The sequence below is a fragment of the Pseudomonas chlororaphis subsp. chlororaphis genome (assembly GCF_003945765.1).
GTDB lineage: Bacteria > Pseudomonadota > Gammaproteobacteria > Pseudomonadales > Pseudomonadaceae > Aquipseudomonas > Aquipseudomonas chlororaphis.
On sequence record NZ_CP027712.1, the window covers coordinates 1,833,195 to 1,849,006 of the forward strand.

Annotated in this window: 15 protein-coding genes; all 15 read left to right on the forward strand. The window is 63.4% G+C overall.

Annotation, left to right across the window (positions count from 1 at the left end):
* Positions 1–40 precede the first annotated feature (40 nt).
* The 15 genes from C4K27_RS08330 to fliM all read left to right on the forward strand — a co-directional run bounded on the left by C4K27_RS08330 (position 41) and on the right by fliM (position 15,795).
* Positions 41–1,516 (forward strand): sigma-54 dependent transcriptional regulator, encoded by a 1,476-nt coding sequence (locus tag C4K27_RS08330; RefSeq protein WP_007922638.1) that lies wholly within the window; start codon positions 41–43, stop codon positions 1,514–1,516.
* 110 nt (positions 1,517–1,626) lie between these two features.
* Positions 1,627–2,838, forward strand: a complete 1,212-nt coding sequence (locus tag C4K27_RS08335; RefSeq protein ID WP_053260120.1) for a sensor histidine kinase — start codon at positions 1,627–1,629, stop codon at positions 2,836–2,838.
* 5 nt (positions 2,839–2,843) lie between these two features.
* Positions 2,844–4,253 (forward strand): sigma-54-dependent response regulator transcription factor FleR, encoded by a 1,410-nt coding sequence (gene fleR, locus C4K27_RS08340; RefSeq protein WP_053260121.1) that lies wholly within the window; start codon positions 2,844–2,846, stop codon positions 4,251–4,253.
* A gap of 128 nt (positions 4,254–4,381) precedes the next feature.
* Positions 4,382–4,708: a flagellar hook-basal body complex protein FliE gene (fliE, locus tag C4K27_RS08345; protein ID WP_007922633.1), complete on the forward strand. Its 327-nt coding sequence runs from the start codon at positions 4,382–4,384 to the stop codon at positions 4,706–4,708.
* A 15-nt stretch (positions 4,709–4,723) separates the two neighbouring features.
* Entirely contained in the window at positions 4,724–6,511 is a 1,788-nt protein-coding gene (fliF, locus tag C4K27_RS08350) for a flagellar basal-body MS-ring/collar protein FliF (protein WP_007922632.1), read from the forward strand.
* Complete coding sequence (gene fliG / locus C4K27_RS08355) at positions 6,504–7,523, forward strand: flagellar motor switch protein FliG (protein ID WP_007922630.1); 1,020 nt, start codon at positions 6,504–6,506, stop codon at positions 7,521–7,523. The genes fliF and fliG overlap by 8 nt, the downstream gene beginning before the upstream one ends.
* A 9-nt stretch (positions 7,524–7,532) precedes the next feature.
* Complete coding sequence (gene fliH / locus C4K27_RS08360; protein ID WP_053260122.1) at positions 7,533–8,345, forward strand: flagellar assembly protein FliH; 813 nt, start codon at positions 7,533–7,535, stop codon at positions 8,343–8,345.
* Positions 8,335–9,693, forward strand: a complete 1,359-nt coding sequence (gene fliI, locus C4K27_RS08365; protein ID WP_053260123.1) for a flagellar protein export ATPase FliI — start codon at positions 8,335–8,337, stop codon at positions 9,691–9,693. Before fliH ends, fliI begins: the two co-directional genes overlap by 11 nt.
* Positions 9,694–9,699: 6 nt before the next feature.
* Entirely contained in the window at positions 9,700–10,149 is a 450-nt protein-coding gene (fliJ, locus tag C4K27_RS08370; RefSeq protein WP_053260124.1) for a flagellar export protein FliJ, read from the forward strand.
* 118 nt (positions 10,150–10,267) lie between these two features.
* The gene (locus tag C4K27_RS08375; RefSeq protein WP_007922622.1) at positions 10,268–10,573 is read left to right on the forward strand and encodes an STAS domain-containing protein; all 306 of its coding nucleotides are present in this window, start codon (positions 10,268–10,270) and stop codon (positions 10,571–10,573) included.
* 5 nt (positions 10,574–10,578) lie between these two features.
* Positions 10,579–12,285: an ATP-binding SpoIIE family protein phosphatase gene (locus C4K27_RS08380; protein ID WP_053260597.1), complete on the forward strand. Its 1,707-nt coding sequence runs from the start codon at positions 10,579–10,581 to the stop codon at positions 12,283–12,285.
* Between the two features lie 30 nt (positions 12,286–12,315).
* On the forward strand, positions 12,316–12,660 hold the full coding sequence (locus tag C4K27_RS08385) for an Hpt domain-containing protein (RefSeq protein WP_007922619.1): 345 nt from the start codon (positions 12,316–12,318) through the stop codon (positions 12,658–12,660).
* A gap of 110 nt (positions 12,661–12,770) precedes the next feature.
* On the forward strand, positions 12,771–14,135 hold the full coding sequence (locus C4K27_RS08390; protein WP_053260125.1) for a flagellar hook-length control protein FliK: 1,365 nt from the start codon (positions 12,771–12,773) through the stop codon (positions 14,133–14,135).
* Between the two features lie 178 nt (positions 14,136–14,313).
* The gene (gene fliL, locus C4K27_RS08395; RefSeq protein ID WP_007922529.1) at positions 14,314–14,817 is read left to right on the forward strand and encodes a flagellar basal body-associated protein FliL; all 504 of its coding nucleotides are present in this window, start codon (positions 14,314–14,316) and stop codon (positions 14,815–14,817) included.
* 9 nt (positions 14,818–14,826) lie between these two features.
* The gene (gene fliM / locus C4K27_RS08400; RefSeq protein WP_009042741.1) at positions 14,827–15,795 is read left to right on the forward strand and encodes a flagellar motor switch protein FliM; all 969 of its coding nucleotides are present in this window, start codon (positions 14,827–14,829) and stop codon (positions 15,793–15,795) included.
* Positions 15,796–15,812 lie beyond the last annotated feature (17 nt).

A 15,812-nucleotide genomic window follows, 5' to 3' on the forward strand; every position in this document is an offset into this window, starting at 1 on the left:
TGATTCCGGGCATTGAGTTGACTAGGGAAGTTGCTATTGCATGTGGCGTGAAACCAAAATTCTGCTGATTGATGACGATAGCGTCCGCCGCCGCGACCTGGCGGTGATTTTAAATTTTCTTGGCGAAGAAAATTTACCCTGCGGTAGCCATGATTGGCAGCAGGCTGTCGGCTCATTGTCATCCAGTCGTGAAGTAATCTGTGTCCTCATCGGGACTGTAAATGCTCCTGGTGCACTTTTGGGCCTGTTAAAGACACTCTCAACCTGGGATGAGTTCCTTCCAGTTTTGTTAATGGGCGATAATTCTTCCATTGACTTGCCGGAAGACCAGCGTCGTCGAGTGCTTTCCACCCTGGAAATGCCACCCAGCTACAGCAAGTTGCTCGATTCCCTGCATCGCGCCCAGGTCTATCGTGAGATGTACGACCAGGCCCGTGAGCGCGGTCGCCATCGCGAACCCAACCTCTTTCGCAGTCTGGTCGGTACCAGCCGGGCGATCCAGCATGTCCGGCAGATGATGCAGCAAGTGGCCGATACCGACGCCAGCGTGCTGATCCTCGGCGAGTCCGGGACTGGCAAGGAAGTGGTGGCGCGTAACCTGCACTATCACTCCAAACGTCGCGAAGCGCCGTTCGTGCCCGTCAACTGTGGTGCGATTCCGGCAGAGTTGCTGGAGAGCGAACTGTTCGGCCATGAGAAGGGCGCCTTCACCGGGGCCATCACCAGCCGTGCCGGGCGTTTCGAGCTGGCCAACGGCGGCACCCTGTTCCTCGACGAAATCGGCGATATGCCGTTGCCGATGCAGGTCAAGCTGTTGCGCGTGCTGCAGGAGCGTACCTTCGAGCGCGTGGGTAGCAACAAGACCCAGAGCGTCGACGTGCGGATCATCGCCGCGACTCACAAGAACCTCGAGAGCATGATCGAGGTCGGCAGTTTCCGCGAAGACCTGTACTACCGCCTGAACGTGTTCCCGATCGAGATGGCGCCGCTGCGTGAGCGGGTGGAAGACATTCCGCTACTGATGAACGAGCTGATCTCGCGCATGGAGCATGAGAAGCGCGGCTCGATCCGCTTCAACTCCGCAGCGATCATGTCGCTCTGCCGCCATGGCTGGCCTGGCAACGTCCGCGAGTTGGCCAACCTGGTGGAGCGCATGGCGATCATGCATCCCTATGGCGTGATCGGCGTGGTCGAGTTGCCGAAGAAATTCCGCTATGTCGACGACGAAGACGAGCAGTTGGTGGACAGCCTGCGCAGTGATCTGGAAGAGCGGGTGGCGATCAATGGTCATACGCCGGACTTCGCCGCCACCGCCATGCTGCCGCCGGAAGGCCTGGACCTGAAGGACTACCTCGGTGGTCTGGAGCAGGGTCTGATCCAGCAGGCGCTCGACGACGCCAATGGCATTGTCGCGCGGGCTGCGGAGCGCCTGCGTATTCGCCGCACCACGCTGGTGGAAAAAATGCGCAAGTACGGCATGAGCCGTCGCGAGGGTGATGAACAGGCGGATGATTGACGCCTGTTTTTTAACCTGTTGAAAACAGGGCGGTTTTTTTCCGGCACGGGTATTGCTAAGTCTCTCTCAACGTTCCGTTTAACTGACGGTCAGCCACGCGAGAGAGCACGATGCCCCAAGCCGCCCAGATGTCTCCTGTTCCTGAAAGCCAGGGGCAAACGTCGTCCGTAGAGCAGGCAAGCCGGCTTGGCCTTGAGCAGGCGTTCGCCTTGTTCAACCAGATGTCGAGCCAGCTTACCGACTCCTACAGCATGCTTGAGGCTCGGGTGACCGAGCTCAAGGGCGAACTGGCCGTGGTCAGCGCCCAGCGCATGCAGGAGCTGGCGGAAAAAGAGCGTCTGGCCAACCGTCTGCAAAACCTCCTCGATCTGCTGCCTGGCGGCGTCATTGTCATCGACGCCCAGGGCATTGTCCGCGAAGCCAACCCTGCCGCCTGCGACCTGCTGGGCCTGCCTCTCGAGGGCGAGCTCTGGCGGCATGTCATCGCCCGTTGTTTCGCGCCACGGGAAGACGACGGCCATGAGATTTCGTTGAAGGATGGGCGGCGGCTGTCGATCTCCACCCGTTCGCTGGATGCCGAACCGGGCCAATTGGTGCTGCTCAACGACCTGACTGAAACCCGTCACCTGCAAGATCAGCTGGCCCGCCATGAGCGCCTGTCGTCCCTGGGGCGCATGGTGGCGTCCCTGGCGCATCAGATTCGTACGCCATTGTCCGCCGCGCTGCTGTATGCCAGTCACCTGACCGAGCAGGAGCTGCCTGTCGCCACCCAGCAGCGCTTTGCCGGGCGGCTGAAGGAGCGGTTGCATGAGCTGGAGCATCAGGTCCGCGACATGCTGGTGTTTGCCCGGGGCGAGTTGCCGCTGACCGATCGCGTGACGCCCAAGGCGCTATTGCAGTCGCTGCAGGCGGCGGCCCTGACCCATGTGCAGGACGTGCCCGTGCGCTGGCAGTGCGACAGTCCTGCGGGTGAGTTGCTGTGCAACCGCGACACGCTGGTGGGGGCGGTGCTCAACCTGATCGAGAACGCCATCCAGGCCAGTGCCGGCCAGGTGCGCCTGAAAGTCCATCTTTATACCCGTGGCAACAACTTGCGGTTGTGCGTCAGCGATAGCGGCAGCGGTATCGAGGCTGCGGTACTGGCGCGTTTGGGTGAACCGTTTTTTACCACCAAGACCACGGGAACTGGCCTGGGGCTGACAGTCGTCAAGGCGGTGGCGCGTGCCCACCAGGGAGAATTGCTGCTGCGTTCGCGTCCTGGGCGCGGTACATGTGCGCTGGTGGTTCTGCCACTGTTCTGCGGCGCTCAAGGAGTGGAGTGAAGGTAATGGCAATCAAGGTTCTACTGGTTGAAGACGATCGCGCCCTGCGCGAAGCCCTGGCGGATACACTGCTGTTGGCCGGTCATGACTACAAGGCGGTCGGCAGTGCGGAGGAAGCGCTGGAGGCGGTGTCTGGCGAGTCGTTCAGCCTGGTGGTCAGCGACGTCAACATGCCGGGCATGGACGGTCATCAGTTGCTGGGCCTGCTGCGTGCGCGCCAGCCGCAATTGCCGGTATTGCTGATGACCGCCCATGGCGCGGTCGAGCGTGCGGTCGAGGCCATGCGTCAAGGCGCCGCCGACTACCTGGTCAAGCCCTTCGAGCCCAAGGCCTTGCTGGATCTGGTGGCGCGACATGCCCTGGGTTGCCTTGGGGCTACCGAGGGCGAAGGGCCGGTGGCATTCGAGCCGGCCAGCGCTCAACTGCTCGAGCTGGCGGCGCGGGTCGCTCGCAGCGATTCCACCGTGTTGATCTCGGGTGAGTCCGGCACCGGCAAAGAGGTGTTGGCGCGCTACATTCACCAGCAGTCCCATCGCTCCAGCCAGCCCTTTATCGCCATCAACTGCGCGGCGATTCCGGACAACATGCTCGAAGCCACGCTGTTCGGTCACGAGAAGGGCGCCTTTACCGGCGCCATCGCCGCCCAGCCCGGCAAGTTCGAACAGGCCGATGGCGGTACCCTGCTGCTGGACGAGATTTCCGAAATGCCCCTGGCCCTGCAGGCCAAGCTGTTGCGGGTGCTGCAGGAACGCGAAGTCGAGCGGGTAGGGGCGCGCAAGCCCATCGCCCTGGATATCCGGGTGGTGGCGACCACCAACCGCGACCTGGCCGGCGAAGTGGCGGCGGGGCGGTTCCGGGAAGACCTTTACTATCGGCTGTCGGTATTCCCGCTGGCCTGGCGCCCGCTGCGCGAGCGTACCGCCGATATCCTGCCGCTGGCCGAGCGTCTGCTGGCCAAACACGTCAATAAAATGAAACACGCTGCCGCGCGGCTGTCGGCCGAAGCGCAGGCGTGCCTGCTCGGTTATCCATGGCCGGGCAACGTGCGCGAACTGGACAACGCCATCCAGCGCGCGCTGATCCTGCAGCAGGGCGGCCTGATCCAGCCGGAAGATTTCTGCCTGGGCGGACCGCTGGCCTGTGCGCCGCTGCCTGCCATGGCGCCCGCCGCGGTGGCGACGGTGCGCAGTGCGCCGGTGGAGGCCGAGGTGCCGCCAGCCGAGTCGGCGGGGGCCTTGGGTGACGATCTGCGGCGTCGGGAGTTCCAGATGATCATCGACACCTTGCGCACCGAGCGTGGCCGACGCAAGGAGGCGGCCGAGCGCCTGGGTATCAGCCCGCGAACCTTGCGCTACAAGTTAGCGCAAATGCGCGATGCCGGAATGGATGTCGAGGCGTATCTGTTTGCAACATGAGTCGTTTAAGGCTGAAGCCATGCAGGCTTTTGTTCGGTGTCGCCGCGGAGCTGGCACCCTTGTTGCTAACACCTCACTAACCGCTGCGTGAGTGTCAAAAAATTGCGGGTCGTCGGAGAGAGTAGACCATGAGCCAAGGTATTGAATTTAATCGGTTGATGTTGGACATGCGGGCCATGCAAATGGACGCCATGGCCCAGCCAAAATCGGCCGCGGTGCCGCAGGTGAGCGGCAGCAGTTTTTCCGACATGCTTGGGCAGGCGGTGAACAAGGTCAACGACACTCAGCAGGCGTCCAGCCAGCTGGCCAGTGCCTTCGAGATCGGCAAGAGCGGTGTCGACCTGACCGACGTGATGATTTCCTCGCAGAAGGCCAGTGTGTCCTTCCAGGCGTTGACCCAGGTGCGCAACAAGCTGGTTCAGGCGTACCAAGACATCATGCAGATGCCGGTTTAAGGACGAGATTGAGTCATGGCAGAAGCAGTCGCCGATAACGTACCGGCCAAGGCCACTCCGACAGAAGGCAAGCCGCCGCTGTTCGGGTTGTCCTTTCTGGAAAACCTCTCCGAGATGACCATGTTGCGTCAGGTTGGCCTCATGGTCGGTCTGGCTGCCAGCGTGGCGATTGGTTTTGCCGTGGTGTTGTGGTCCCAGCAACCCGATTACCGTCCGTTGTACGGCAGCCTTGCCGGCATGGACGCCAAGCAGGTCATGGACACCCTGGCCTCCGCCGACATTCCCTACACCGTCGAACCCAACTCCGGTGCCTTGCTGGTCAAGGCAGACGACCTGTCGCGCGCGCGCCTCAAGCTGGCGGCTGCCGGTGTGGCCCCGGGGGACGGCAATATCGGTTTCGAGATTCTCGATAAAGAGCAGGGCCTGGGCACCAGCCAGTTCATGGAGGCGACCCGTTACCGTCGTGGCCTGGAAGGCGAGCTGGCACGGACCATTTCCAGCCTGAACAACGTCAAGGGCGCACGCGTGCACCTGGCGATTCCGAAAAGCTCGGTGTTCGTGCGCGACGAGCGCAAGCCCAGCGCTTCGGTATTGGTCGAGCTGTATTCCGGCCGTTCGCTGGAGCCGGGCCAGGTGGTAGCCATCGTCAATCTGGTGGCGACTAGCGTTCCCGAGCTGAGCAAGTCGCAGATCACCGTGGTCGACCAGAAGGGTAACCTGCTCTCCGACCAGGCGGAAAACTCCGAACTGACCATGGCCGGCAAGCAATTCGACTACAGCCGCCGCATGGAAAGCATGCTGACCCAGCGTGTGCACAACATCCTGCAGCCGATCCTCGGCAACGATCGCTACAAGGCTGAAGTGTCCGCCGATGTGGACTTCAGCGCCGTCGAGTCGACCTCCGAACAGTTCAACCCGGACCAGCCGGCCTTGCGCAGCGAGCAGTCGGTCAACGAACAACGCTCCAGCAGCCTGGGCCCGCAAGGTGTTCCTGGCGCCCTGAGCAACCAGCCTCCATCGCCGGCCAGCGCACCGCAGACCACCGGTGGCGCCACCGCTGCCGCCGGCATGGTGCAGCCAGGCCAGCCGCTGCTGGACGCCAACGGCCAGCAGATCATGGATCCGGCCACTGGCCAGCCGATGCTGGCGCCGTACCCGAACGACAAGCGTCAACAATCCACCAAGAACTTCGAACTGGATCGCTCCATCAGCCACACCAAGCAACAGCAGGGGCGTCTGAACCGGCTGTCGGTGGCGGTGGTGGTGGACGATCAGGTCAAGGTCAATCCGGCCAACGGCGAAACCAGCCGTGCGCCGTGGAGCGCCGACGAATTGGCGCGCTTTACCCGCCTGGTGCAGGACGCCGTGGGCTTCGACGCCAGCCGTGGCGACAGCGTCAGCGTGATCAACGTGCCGTTCTCGGCCGATCGCGGCGAGGTGATCGCCGACATTCCGTTCTACTCGCAGCCCTGGTTCTGGGACATCGTGAAGCAGGTCCTAGGCGTGCTGTTTATCCTGGTCCTGGTGTTCGGCGTGCTGCGTCCGGTGCTCAACAACATCACCGGTGGCGGCAAGGGCAAGCAACTGGCGGGTCTGGGCAGCGATGTCGAACTCGGTGGCATGGGCGGCCTGGATGGCGAGCTGGCCAACGATCGCGTCAGCCTCGGCGGCCCGCAAAGCATCCTGCTGCCTAGCCCGAGCGAAGGCTATGACGCACAGTTGAACGCAATCAAGAGTCTGGTGGCAGAAGACCCGGGTCGAGTGGCCCAGGTCGTGAAAGAGTGGATTAACGCAGATGAGTGATAACCGAGCCGCTACCGCCAAACTGACCCGGGTCGACAAGGCCGCGATTCTGCTGCTGTCCCTGGGTTCCACCGACGCCGCGCAGGTGCTGCGCCACATGGGCCCCAAAGAAGTCCAGCGAGTGGGCGTGGCCATGGCGCAGATGGGCAACGTGCATCGCGAGCAGGTCGAGCAGGTGATGAGCGAGTTCGTCGACATCGTCGGCGATCAGACCAGCCTGGGCGTGGGCTCCGACGACTATGTGCGCAAGATGCTCACCCAGGCCCTGGGCGAGGACAAGGCCAACGGCCTGATCGACCGCATCCTGCTGGGCGGCAACACCAGCGGCCTGGACAGCCTGAAGTGGATGGAACCGCGCGCCGTGGCGGACGTGATCCGTTACGAGCACCCGCAGATCCAGGCGATCGTGGTGGCCTACCTCGATCCGGACCAGGCGGGCGAAGTGCTTGGTAACTTCGACCACAAGGCGCGCCTGGACATCATCCTGCGGGTTTCCTCGCTCAATACCGTGCAGCCGGCCGCCCTGAAAGAACTCAACCAGATTCTCGAGAAGCAGTTCGCCGGTAACTCCAACGCCTCGCGTACCACCCTGGGTGGTATCAAGCGCGCTGCCGACATCATGAACTTCCTCGACAGCTCGATCGAAGGCCAGCTGATGGACTCGATCCGCGAAGTCGACGAAGACCTGTCCGGCCAGATCGAAGACCTCATGTTCGTGTTCAACAACCTCGCCGATGTCGACGACCGCGGCATCCAGGCGTTGCTGCGCGAAGTGTCTTCCGACGTGCTGGTCCTGGCCCTCAAGGGGTCGGACGAAGGCGTCAAGGAAAAGATCTTCAAGAACATGTCCAAGCGGGCTGCCGAACTGCTGCGCGACGACCTCGAGGCCAAGGGCCCGGTGCGCGTCAGCGATGTGGAAACCGCGCAGAAGGAAATCCTCACCATTGCCCGCCGTATGGCCGAAGCCGGAGAAATCGTTCTCGGCGGGAAGGGCGGCGAAGAAATGATCTAAGGTCGCGTTATGTCGTCCAGCAGTGATGAATCCCACAGCGACCTGATTCGCGCTCGGGACGTCGGTGGTTTCGACGTCTGGGCGCTGCCCAGTTTCGACCCCCATGTACCCGAGCCCGAGCCGGAACCGGTGGAAGAGCCGCCGGCGCAGATCGAGGAAGTGCCGCTGGAAGAAGTCCAGCCACTGACCCTCGAAGAACTCGAGAGCATTCGCCAGGAAGCCTATAACGAAGGCTTCGCCACGGGCGAAAAGGAAGGTTTCCACAGCACCACGCTGAAGGTCCGCCAGGAAGCCGAAGTGGCCCTGGGCGCCAAGCTGGAGGCGCTGGAAACGCTGATGGGCAATCTGTTCGACCCCATCGCCGAGCAGGACACACAGATTGAAAAGGCCCTGGTCAACCTGGTGCAGCACATGACGCGCCAGGTGATCCAGCGCGAGCTGGCCATCGACTCCAGCCAGATCGAGCATGTCATGCGCGAAGCCCTCAAGTTGCTGCCGCTGGGTGTGGGCAATGTGCGCCTGTACATCAATCCACAGGATTTCGCCCAGGTCAAAAGCCTGCGCGAGCGCCATGAGGAAAGCTGGCGCATCGTCGAGGACGAAGCCATGTTGCCGGGCGGCTGCCGGGTCGAGACCGAGCACAGCCGGATCGACGCGACCATGGAAACCCGGATCGCCAAGATCATGGACAAGCTGTCCGACCAGCTTCATGAGCAGGCTTTGCATCCCGCCGGATCGGACTTGAGCGTCGAGCTGGGGGCCGCCACCGACAAGCCCGCCGCGGATGTCGACCCCGCGCAGGACCCCGCCGATGCGCCTTGACCGCACCAGCTTCGGCAAGCGCCTGAGCAGCTACGCCGAAGCCACCGAGCTGCCGAACCAGCCGATTCTCGAAGGCCGCCTGCTGCGCATGGTCGGCCTGACCCTGGAGGCCGAAGGCCTGCGGGCGGCCATGGGCACGCGTTGCATGGTGATCAACGACGACAGCTATCACCCGGTGCAGGTCGAGGCCGAGGTGATGGGCTTCTCCGGCAGCAAGGTATTCCTGATGCCGGTCGGCAGCGTCGCCGGCATCGCGCCCGGCGCCCGGGTCGTGCCGCTGGCCGATACTGGCCGCCTGCCGATGGGCATGAGCATGCTCGGGCGGGTCCTCGACGGTGCTGGCCGTGCGCTGGATGGCAAGGGCGGGATGAAGGCCGAGGACTGGGTGCCGATGGACGGTCCGACCATCAACCCGCTCAAGCGCGACCCCATCAGCCGGCCGCTGGACGTGGGCATTCGCTGCATCAACGGATTATTGACGGTGGGCCGCGGCCAGCGTCTCGGCCTGTTCGCCGGTACCGGCGTGGGCAAGAGTGTGCTGCTGGGCATGATGACCCGCTTTACCGAGGCCGACATCATCGTGGTCGGGCTGATCGGTGAGCGGGGGCGCGAGGTCAAGGAGTTCATCGAGCACATCCTCGGTGAGGAGGGGCTCAAGCGCTCCGTGGTGGTGGCGTCGCCGGCGGACGATGCGCCGCTGATGCGCCTGCGCGCGGCCATGTACTGCACGCGTATCGCCGAATATTTTCGCGACAAGGGCAAGAACGTCCTGTTGCTGATGGATTCCCTGACCCGTTTCGCCCAGGCCCAGCGGGAAATCGCCCTGGCCATCGGCGAGCCGCCCGCGACCAAGGGCTATCCGCCGTCGGTCTTCGCCAAGCTGCCGAAGCTGGTGGAGCGCGCGGGCAACGCCGAGGCCGGTGGCGGCTCGATCACCGCGTTCTATACCGTGTTGTCCGAAGGCGACGACCAGCAGGACCCGATCGCCGACTCGGCGCGAGGTGTGCTCGACGGGCACATCGTGCTGTCGCGGCGCCTGGCGGAAGAGGGGCATTACCCGGCGATCGATATCGAGGCGTCCATCAGCCGGGTCATGCCGGCGGTGGTGACTCCGGATCACATGACCCGCGCCCAGTATTTCAAGCAGCTGTGGTCGCGTTACCAACAGGCGCGCGACCTGATCAGCGTCGGCGCTTACGTACCGGGCGGCGATCGCGAAACCGACGCCGCCATCTCGCTACAGCCGTCGATGGTCACCTACCTGCGCCAGGGGCTCAACGACAGCATCAGCCTGGGTGAAAGCGAAGCCCATCTGGAGATGGTTTTCGCTCCGGCGCCGGGCGGTTAATCCGTCATGGCCAACAGCCGTGCCGCGCGTCTGGCGCCGGTGGTCGACATGGCCGAAAGCGCCGAGCGCACCGCCGCCCAGCGCCTGGGGCATTTCCAGGGCCAGGTGCGCCTGGCGGAAAGCAAGCTGGGGGACCTGGAGCGCTTTCGTGCCGAATATCAGCAACAGTGGATCGAGAGGGGCAGTGCTGGGGTTTCCGGCCAGTGGCTGATGAACTACCAGCACTTCCTCAATCAGCTGGAAACCGCCGTGGGCCAGCAGCGGCAAAGCCTGGCCTGGCACCAGAACAACCTCAACCGCGCCCGGGAAGCCTGGCAGCAGGCCTATGCCCGGGTCGAGGGTTTGCGCAAGCTGGTGCAACGCTACATCGATGAAGCCCGCCAACTGGAAGACAAGCGCGAGCAGAAGCTGCTCGACGAACTGTCCCAGCGCCTGCCGCGCCAGGATCCGTACTGAGCGCCACCCCATTCGTCGCCGCCAGGCGCTCGTCAGCGACGCTTCGGCGGTTCGGGTTGCCCAGGCTTGTACGGGGTGCTAAACCTTGTACAGATTGCCAATCACAAGGAAGCGAATCATGTCAGTCGTTACTGAAGTTTCACCGGACGGGCACAAACTGACGATTTCGATCAAGGGGCGTTTCGATTTCGGCCGTCATCAAGAGTTTCGCGAGTCCTACGAGCGCCTCAACAAAAGGCCTGACTCCATAGTGGTGGACCTGAAAGACGCCACCTACCTCGACAGTTCCGCCCTGGGCATGCTCCTGTTGCTGCGCGATCACGCCGGCGGCGACGATTCCGACGTGCGAGTGATCAACAGCAACTCGGACGTGCGCAAGATTCTCGCCATTTCCAATTTCGACAAGCTGTTCGACATCAGTTGATCGACATGCAGTCGAGTGAGGCGCCTCTGTGCGTGCTGATCGCCGAGGACGGCACCAGCGACCGCATGTTGCTGTCGAGCATCGTCCGGCGCCAGGGGCACGAAGTGCTGACGGCGAGTAACGGCGCCGAGGCGGTGGAACTGTTCGTCCAGCAGCGCCCGCACCTGGTGTTGATGGACGCGATGATGCCGGTGATGGACGGTTTCGAGGCCGCCCGGCAGATCAAGCGTCTGGCTGGCGAAGCGCTGGTGCCGATCATTTTCCTGACCTCACTCACCCAGAGCGAGGCGTTGGCGCGCTGCCTGGAAGCCGGTGGCGACGATTTTCTGGCAAAACCCTACAGTCCGGTGATCCTGGCCGCCAAGATCAAAGCCATGGATCGCTTGCGGCGCCTGCAGGAAACCGTGCTGCAGCAGCGCGACCAGATCACCCAGCACCATGACTACCTGCTCAACGAGCAGCGGGTGGCCAAGGCGGTGTTCGACAAGGTGGCGCATTCCGGCTGCCTGAGCGCGCCGAATATCCGCTACCTGCAGTCGCCGTACGCGCTGTTCAATGGCGATTTGCTGCTGGCTGCCTTTACCCCGACGGGCGACATGCATGTGCTGTTGGGGGATTTCACTGGCCACGGCTTGCCGGCGGCGGTGGGCGCGATGCCCCTGGCCGAGGTGTTTTACGGCATGACGGCCAAGGGTTACGGGCTGCCCGAAACCCTGCGCGAGATGAATGCCAAGCTCAAGCGCATCCTGCCGGTCGGCATGTTCTGTTGTGCGACGCTGCTGTGCCTGAGTTTCCAGCGGCGGGCGGTGGAGGTGTGGAACGGCGGCATGCCGGATGGCTACCTGCATCGCCTGGCAAGCGGGGAGCGGGTGCCGCTGGTAGCGCACCATCTGCCGCTGGGGGTGCTGGGCGCCGAGGCATTCGACGACCGCACCGAAGTCTTTCCCATGGCCCTGGGCGACCGGGTTTTCCTGTTGTCCGATGGGGTGATCGACACCTGCGACGCCAACGAGCAGTTGTTCGGTGTCGAGCGCCTGCAGCGGGTGTTTGCCGCCAACCGCGAGCCGGACCTGTTGTTCGAGGAGATCCAGCGGGCCCTGAGCGAGTTTGGCGGGGATGCGCGGGACGATGTGAGCATGGTCGAGGTCAGCCTGCTCGAGGCCCGGCAGCTGACGCCGCCGGCACTGGTGTACTCCGACAGCGGTCAGTCCTGCCCGCTGGACTGGTCGGTGAGTTTCGAGTACCGCGCCGCGACCCTCAAACGTTTCAACCCTTTGCCTTACCTGTTGCAGCTGCTGCTGGAAGTGCATGGCCTGCGGGCGCAGAGCGGAGCGCTCTACAGTGTGCTGGCCGAGTTGTATTCCAATGCCCTGGAGCATGGCGTATTGGGCCTGGACTCGAGCCTCAAGCGCGATGCCCAGGGGTTTTCCCGCTATTACCGGGAGCGCGCGGTACGCCTTGAAGCCTTGCAGGAGGGGTTTGTGCGGGTGCACCTGCAAGTGGAGCCTCAAGGGGCTGGCGGTCGTTTGCTGATCCGGGTCGAGGACAGCGGCAGCGGTTTCGATGTCGGGCGGGTGATGGCGCGGCCCGTCGATGGCGATCGCCTTTCCGGGCGCGGCGTCAGCCTGATCCGTCAGCTCAGCCGGCGTGCCAGCTGGTCTGACGACGGTCGTAGTGCCTGCGTGGAGTTTTCTTGGGAGCCTCTGGCATAATTCGCCGATTCTTGATCAAGGAGTGAGCAAGTGTCTGAGATTCATCTGGATCACGAGGTGCTGAACGCATTGCAGGAAGTCATGGAGGATGAGTATCCGCTGTTGCTCGACACCTTCCTCTGTGACTCCGAAGAGCGTTTGCGCCAGTTGCACAAGGTCGACGACCCCCGTCAACTTGTCGCCACTGCCCATAGCTTCAAGGGCAGCAGCAGCAATATGGGGGCGATTCGCCTGGCCGAGCTCTGTCATCAGTTGGAGCAACGTGCCCAGGGCTCGTCGTTGCGTGGTATCGAGCAGCTGGTGGGCGAGATCGATGGCGAATTCGCCATTGTCCGGCAGCTGTGCGAGCAGGAACGCCAGCGTTTTCACTGCTGAAAAACCGCTGCAGCCCAGGCTTTTTCCCGCGAGCCAGCAAAGCTGGCTCGACCTTTGCAATCAAGTCTCCCAACTGTACCTACGATCCCAGTGCAGCGGAGACCGTTTTCATGCCCCTTACCCCGAACATGCTTCTTCAGGCCGCTTCCCAGGCCAAGACTCAAGCGGCTTCCGCCACCCCCCAGGCCAGCGCCGCCGAGCCCGGGGACAAAGGCGCAAGCTTTGCCCGGGTGTTCGCCAAGGAGGTACTCGGCAAGCCGGTAGCGGCTGCCGACGGCCCGATCAAGCCGGCTCGCGACAAGGGGAGCGAAAGCGCTGCCAAGGTGGATCCGGGCAAGGGCAAGACTGCCGCTCCCGAGCCTGCGGTTGCCGATAGCGGCAAAACCTTGCCTGCCGACAAGGCTGTCGCCAGTGACGAAAAAGTCGCCGATGACCAGGCCGCGAGCAGCGATCAGCCGCTGGCCGAGAGCACACCGGTCGACCCGACCCTCGATCCGGCGCTGATGCAGGCGACCCAGCCGGTGCCGTTGCCGGCGCCCGAGCCGGAAGTGGCGGCCGCGCCGGTTCCGGCACAGCCGCCAGTGCAGCTGCAAACGCAGCCGGTTATACCGGTGGTGGCCAGCACCGCGACGCCGGTGCCGGTCGATCCGGAATTCGACCCTGAAGCCGATCCGCTGGATGCGCTGCCGGTGGTGCGCCTGGCCATGGAGCAGAGCGGCCATGTCTCGGCTTCCAGCCAGGCGCAGAGCAAGGCGGCGCCGAGCGTGGTGGCCGATGATGGGCCGACTTCGGCGCAGACCTTCGCCAGCGGCATGGCCAACATGCTGGACCTGCAGGTGGACAAGGACAGCACCGAGCAGGGCGGCGAAAAGGCCTTTAGCGGCCTGCTCGATGACGGTCTCAAGGACCTCAAGGGCGCTGCCAGCGACACCCGCGTCGACGATTTCGCCAACCGCCTGGCGGCCCTGACCCAGGCGGCCACGCCCAAGACCGCCAATGCCGTCCCGGTGAACCAGCCGCTGGCCATGCATCAGAGCGGCTGGACTGAAGAAGTGGTCAACCGGGTCATGTACCTGTCCAGCGTCAATCTGAAGTCGGCCGAGATCCAGTTGCAGCCGGCCGAGCTGGGGCGCCTGGACATTCGCGTGAACATGGTGCCGGACCAGCAGACCCAGGTGACCTTCATGAGTGCCCATGTCGGCGTGCGCGAGGCCCTCGAAGGGCAGATGCATCGCCTGCGCGACATGTTCCACCAGCAAGGCATGGGGCAGGTGGACGTCAACGTCTCCGACCAGTCGCGCAACTGGCAGGGTGGCCAGGAGCAGGCCCAGCAGGGGCAGCATCGCAGCAACGGCGCCAGCGCCAGCGGCGGGCGTGTGGATGGCGTGGATGAAGAGCTGCCGCCGAGCGTCGCCGAAGTCGCCGCCAGCACCAGCACGGTCATCGGCACCAGCGCCGTCGACTATTACGCCTGACCCGCTTCGGGCGTCATTGAACAGAAGATCGCCAGTCGTGTGACGCCGCGGCTGGCGATCTTCTGCTTTGCGCTTCCCCTATCCCTTCAGTTCATCCCAGTTCAGACAAATCTGGCATAACACTTGCTCTTGCCTTGCCGTGCGACTGTGAAAACCCGATTAGTGACGGATTATTGGCATGGCGAAGAGCGAAGCAGCAGAGAAAACACCCGCCGGGAAAGGCAAACTCAAGCTTATCCTCTTGATTGTTCTGGCCTTGTTGCTGGCGATCGGTTTGTCCGTCGGGGCGACCTGGTACTTCATGCACAGCAGTGCCCAGAGCAAGCCTGCCGAGACGACCGAGGCGACCAGCAGCGTCAAGCCGGCGGCCATCTATGAGCCCATGGCGCCAGCCTTCGTGGCCAACTACACGCAGAACGGCCGCCAGCGCTACATGCAGGTGAGCATCACCCTGCTGGCGCGCAACCAGGCCGATCTGGACGCGCTGAAAGTGCATATGCCGGTGATCCGCAACAACCTGGTCATGCTCTTCTCCGGCCAGAGCTTCGACACCCTGGCGACTCCGGTCGGTCAGGAAATGCTGCGTCAGAAGGCCACCGCCAGCGTGCAGGAAGTGGCGCAGAAAGAGGTCGGCAAAGTGGTGGTCGAGCAGTTGCTCTTTACTAACTTCGTACTGCAGTAGGAACACGACATGGCCGTGCAGGACCTGCTGTCCCAGGATGAGATCGACGCGCTGCTGCATGGCGTCGATGACGGTCTGGTACAGACCGAACACGCCGCCGAGCCCGGCAGCGTCAAAAGCTACGACCTGACCAGCCAGGATCGCATCGTCCGCGGACGCATGCCGACCCTGGAGATGATCAACGAGCGTTTTGCCCGCTACACCCGTATCAGCATGTTCAACATGCTGCGCCGTTCGGCGGACGTGGCGGTGGGCGGCGTGCAGGTGATGAAGTTCGGCGAATACGTGCACTCGCTGTACGTGCCGACCAGCCTCAACCTGGTGAAGATCAAGCCGCTGCGCGGTACCGCGCTGTTCATCCTCGACGCCAAGCTGGTGTTCAAGCTGGTGGACAACTTCTTCGGCGGCGACGGTCGTCACGCCAAGATCGAAGGCCGTGAATTCACCCCGACCGAATTGCGCGTGGTGCGCATGGTGCTGGAGCAGGCTTTCGTCGACCTGAAGGAAGCCTGGCAGGCGATCATGGAAGTCAACTTCGAGTACATCAACTCCGAAGTGAACCCGGCCATGGCCAACATCGTCGGCCCGAGCGAAGCGATCGTGGTCTCGACCTTCCACATCGAGCTCGATGGCGGCGGCGGCGACCTGCACGTGACCATGCCGTACTCGATGATCGAGCCGGTGCGGGAAATGCTCGACGCCGGCTTCCAGTCGGACCTGGACGACCAGGACGAGCGCTGGAGCAAGGCCCTGCGCGAAGACGTGCTGGATGTGGATGTGCCTTTGAGCGCCACGGTGGCCCGCCGGCAGTTGCGCCTGCGCGACATCCTGCACATGCAACCAGGGGATGTGATCCCGGTGGAGCTGCCTGAAGACATGATCATGCGCGCCAACGGCGTACCGGCGTTCAAGGTCAAGCTCGGTTCGCACAAGGGCAACCTGGCCCTGCAAGTGATCGAGCCGATCGAGCGCCGTTGAGCGGCGTTGTTATGAAT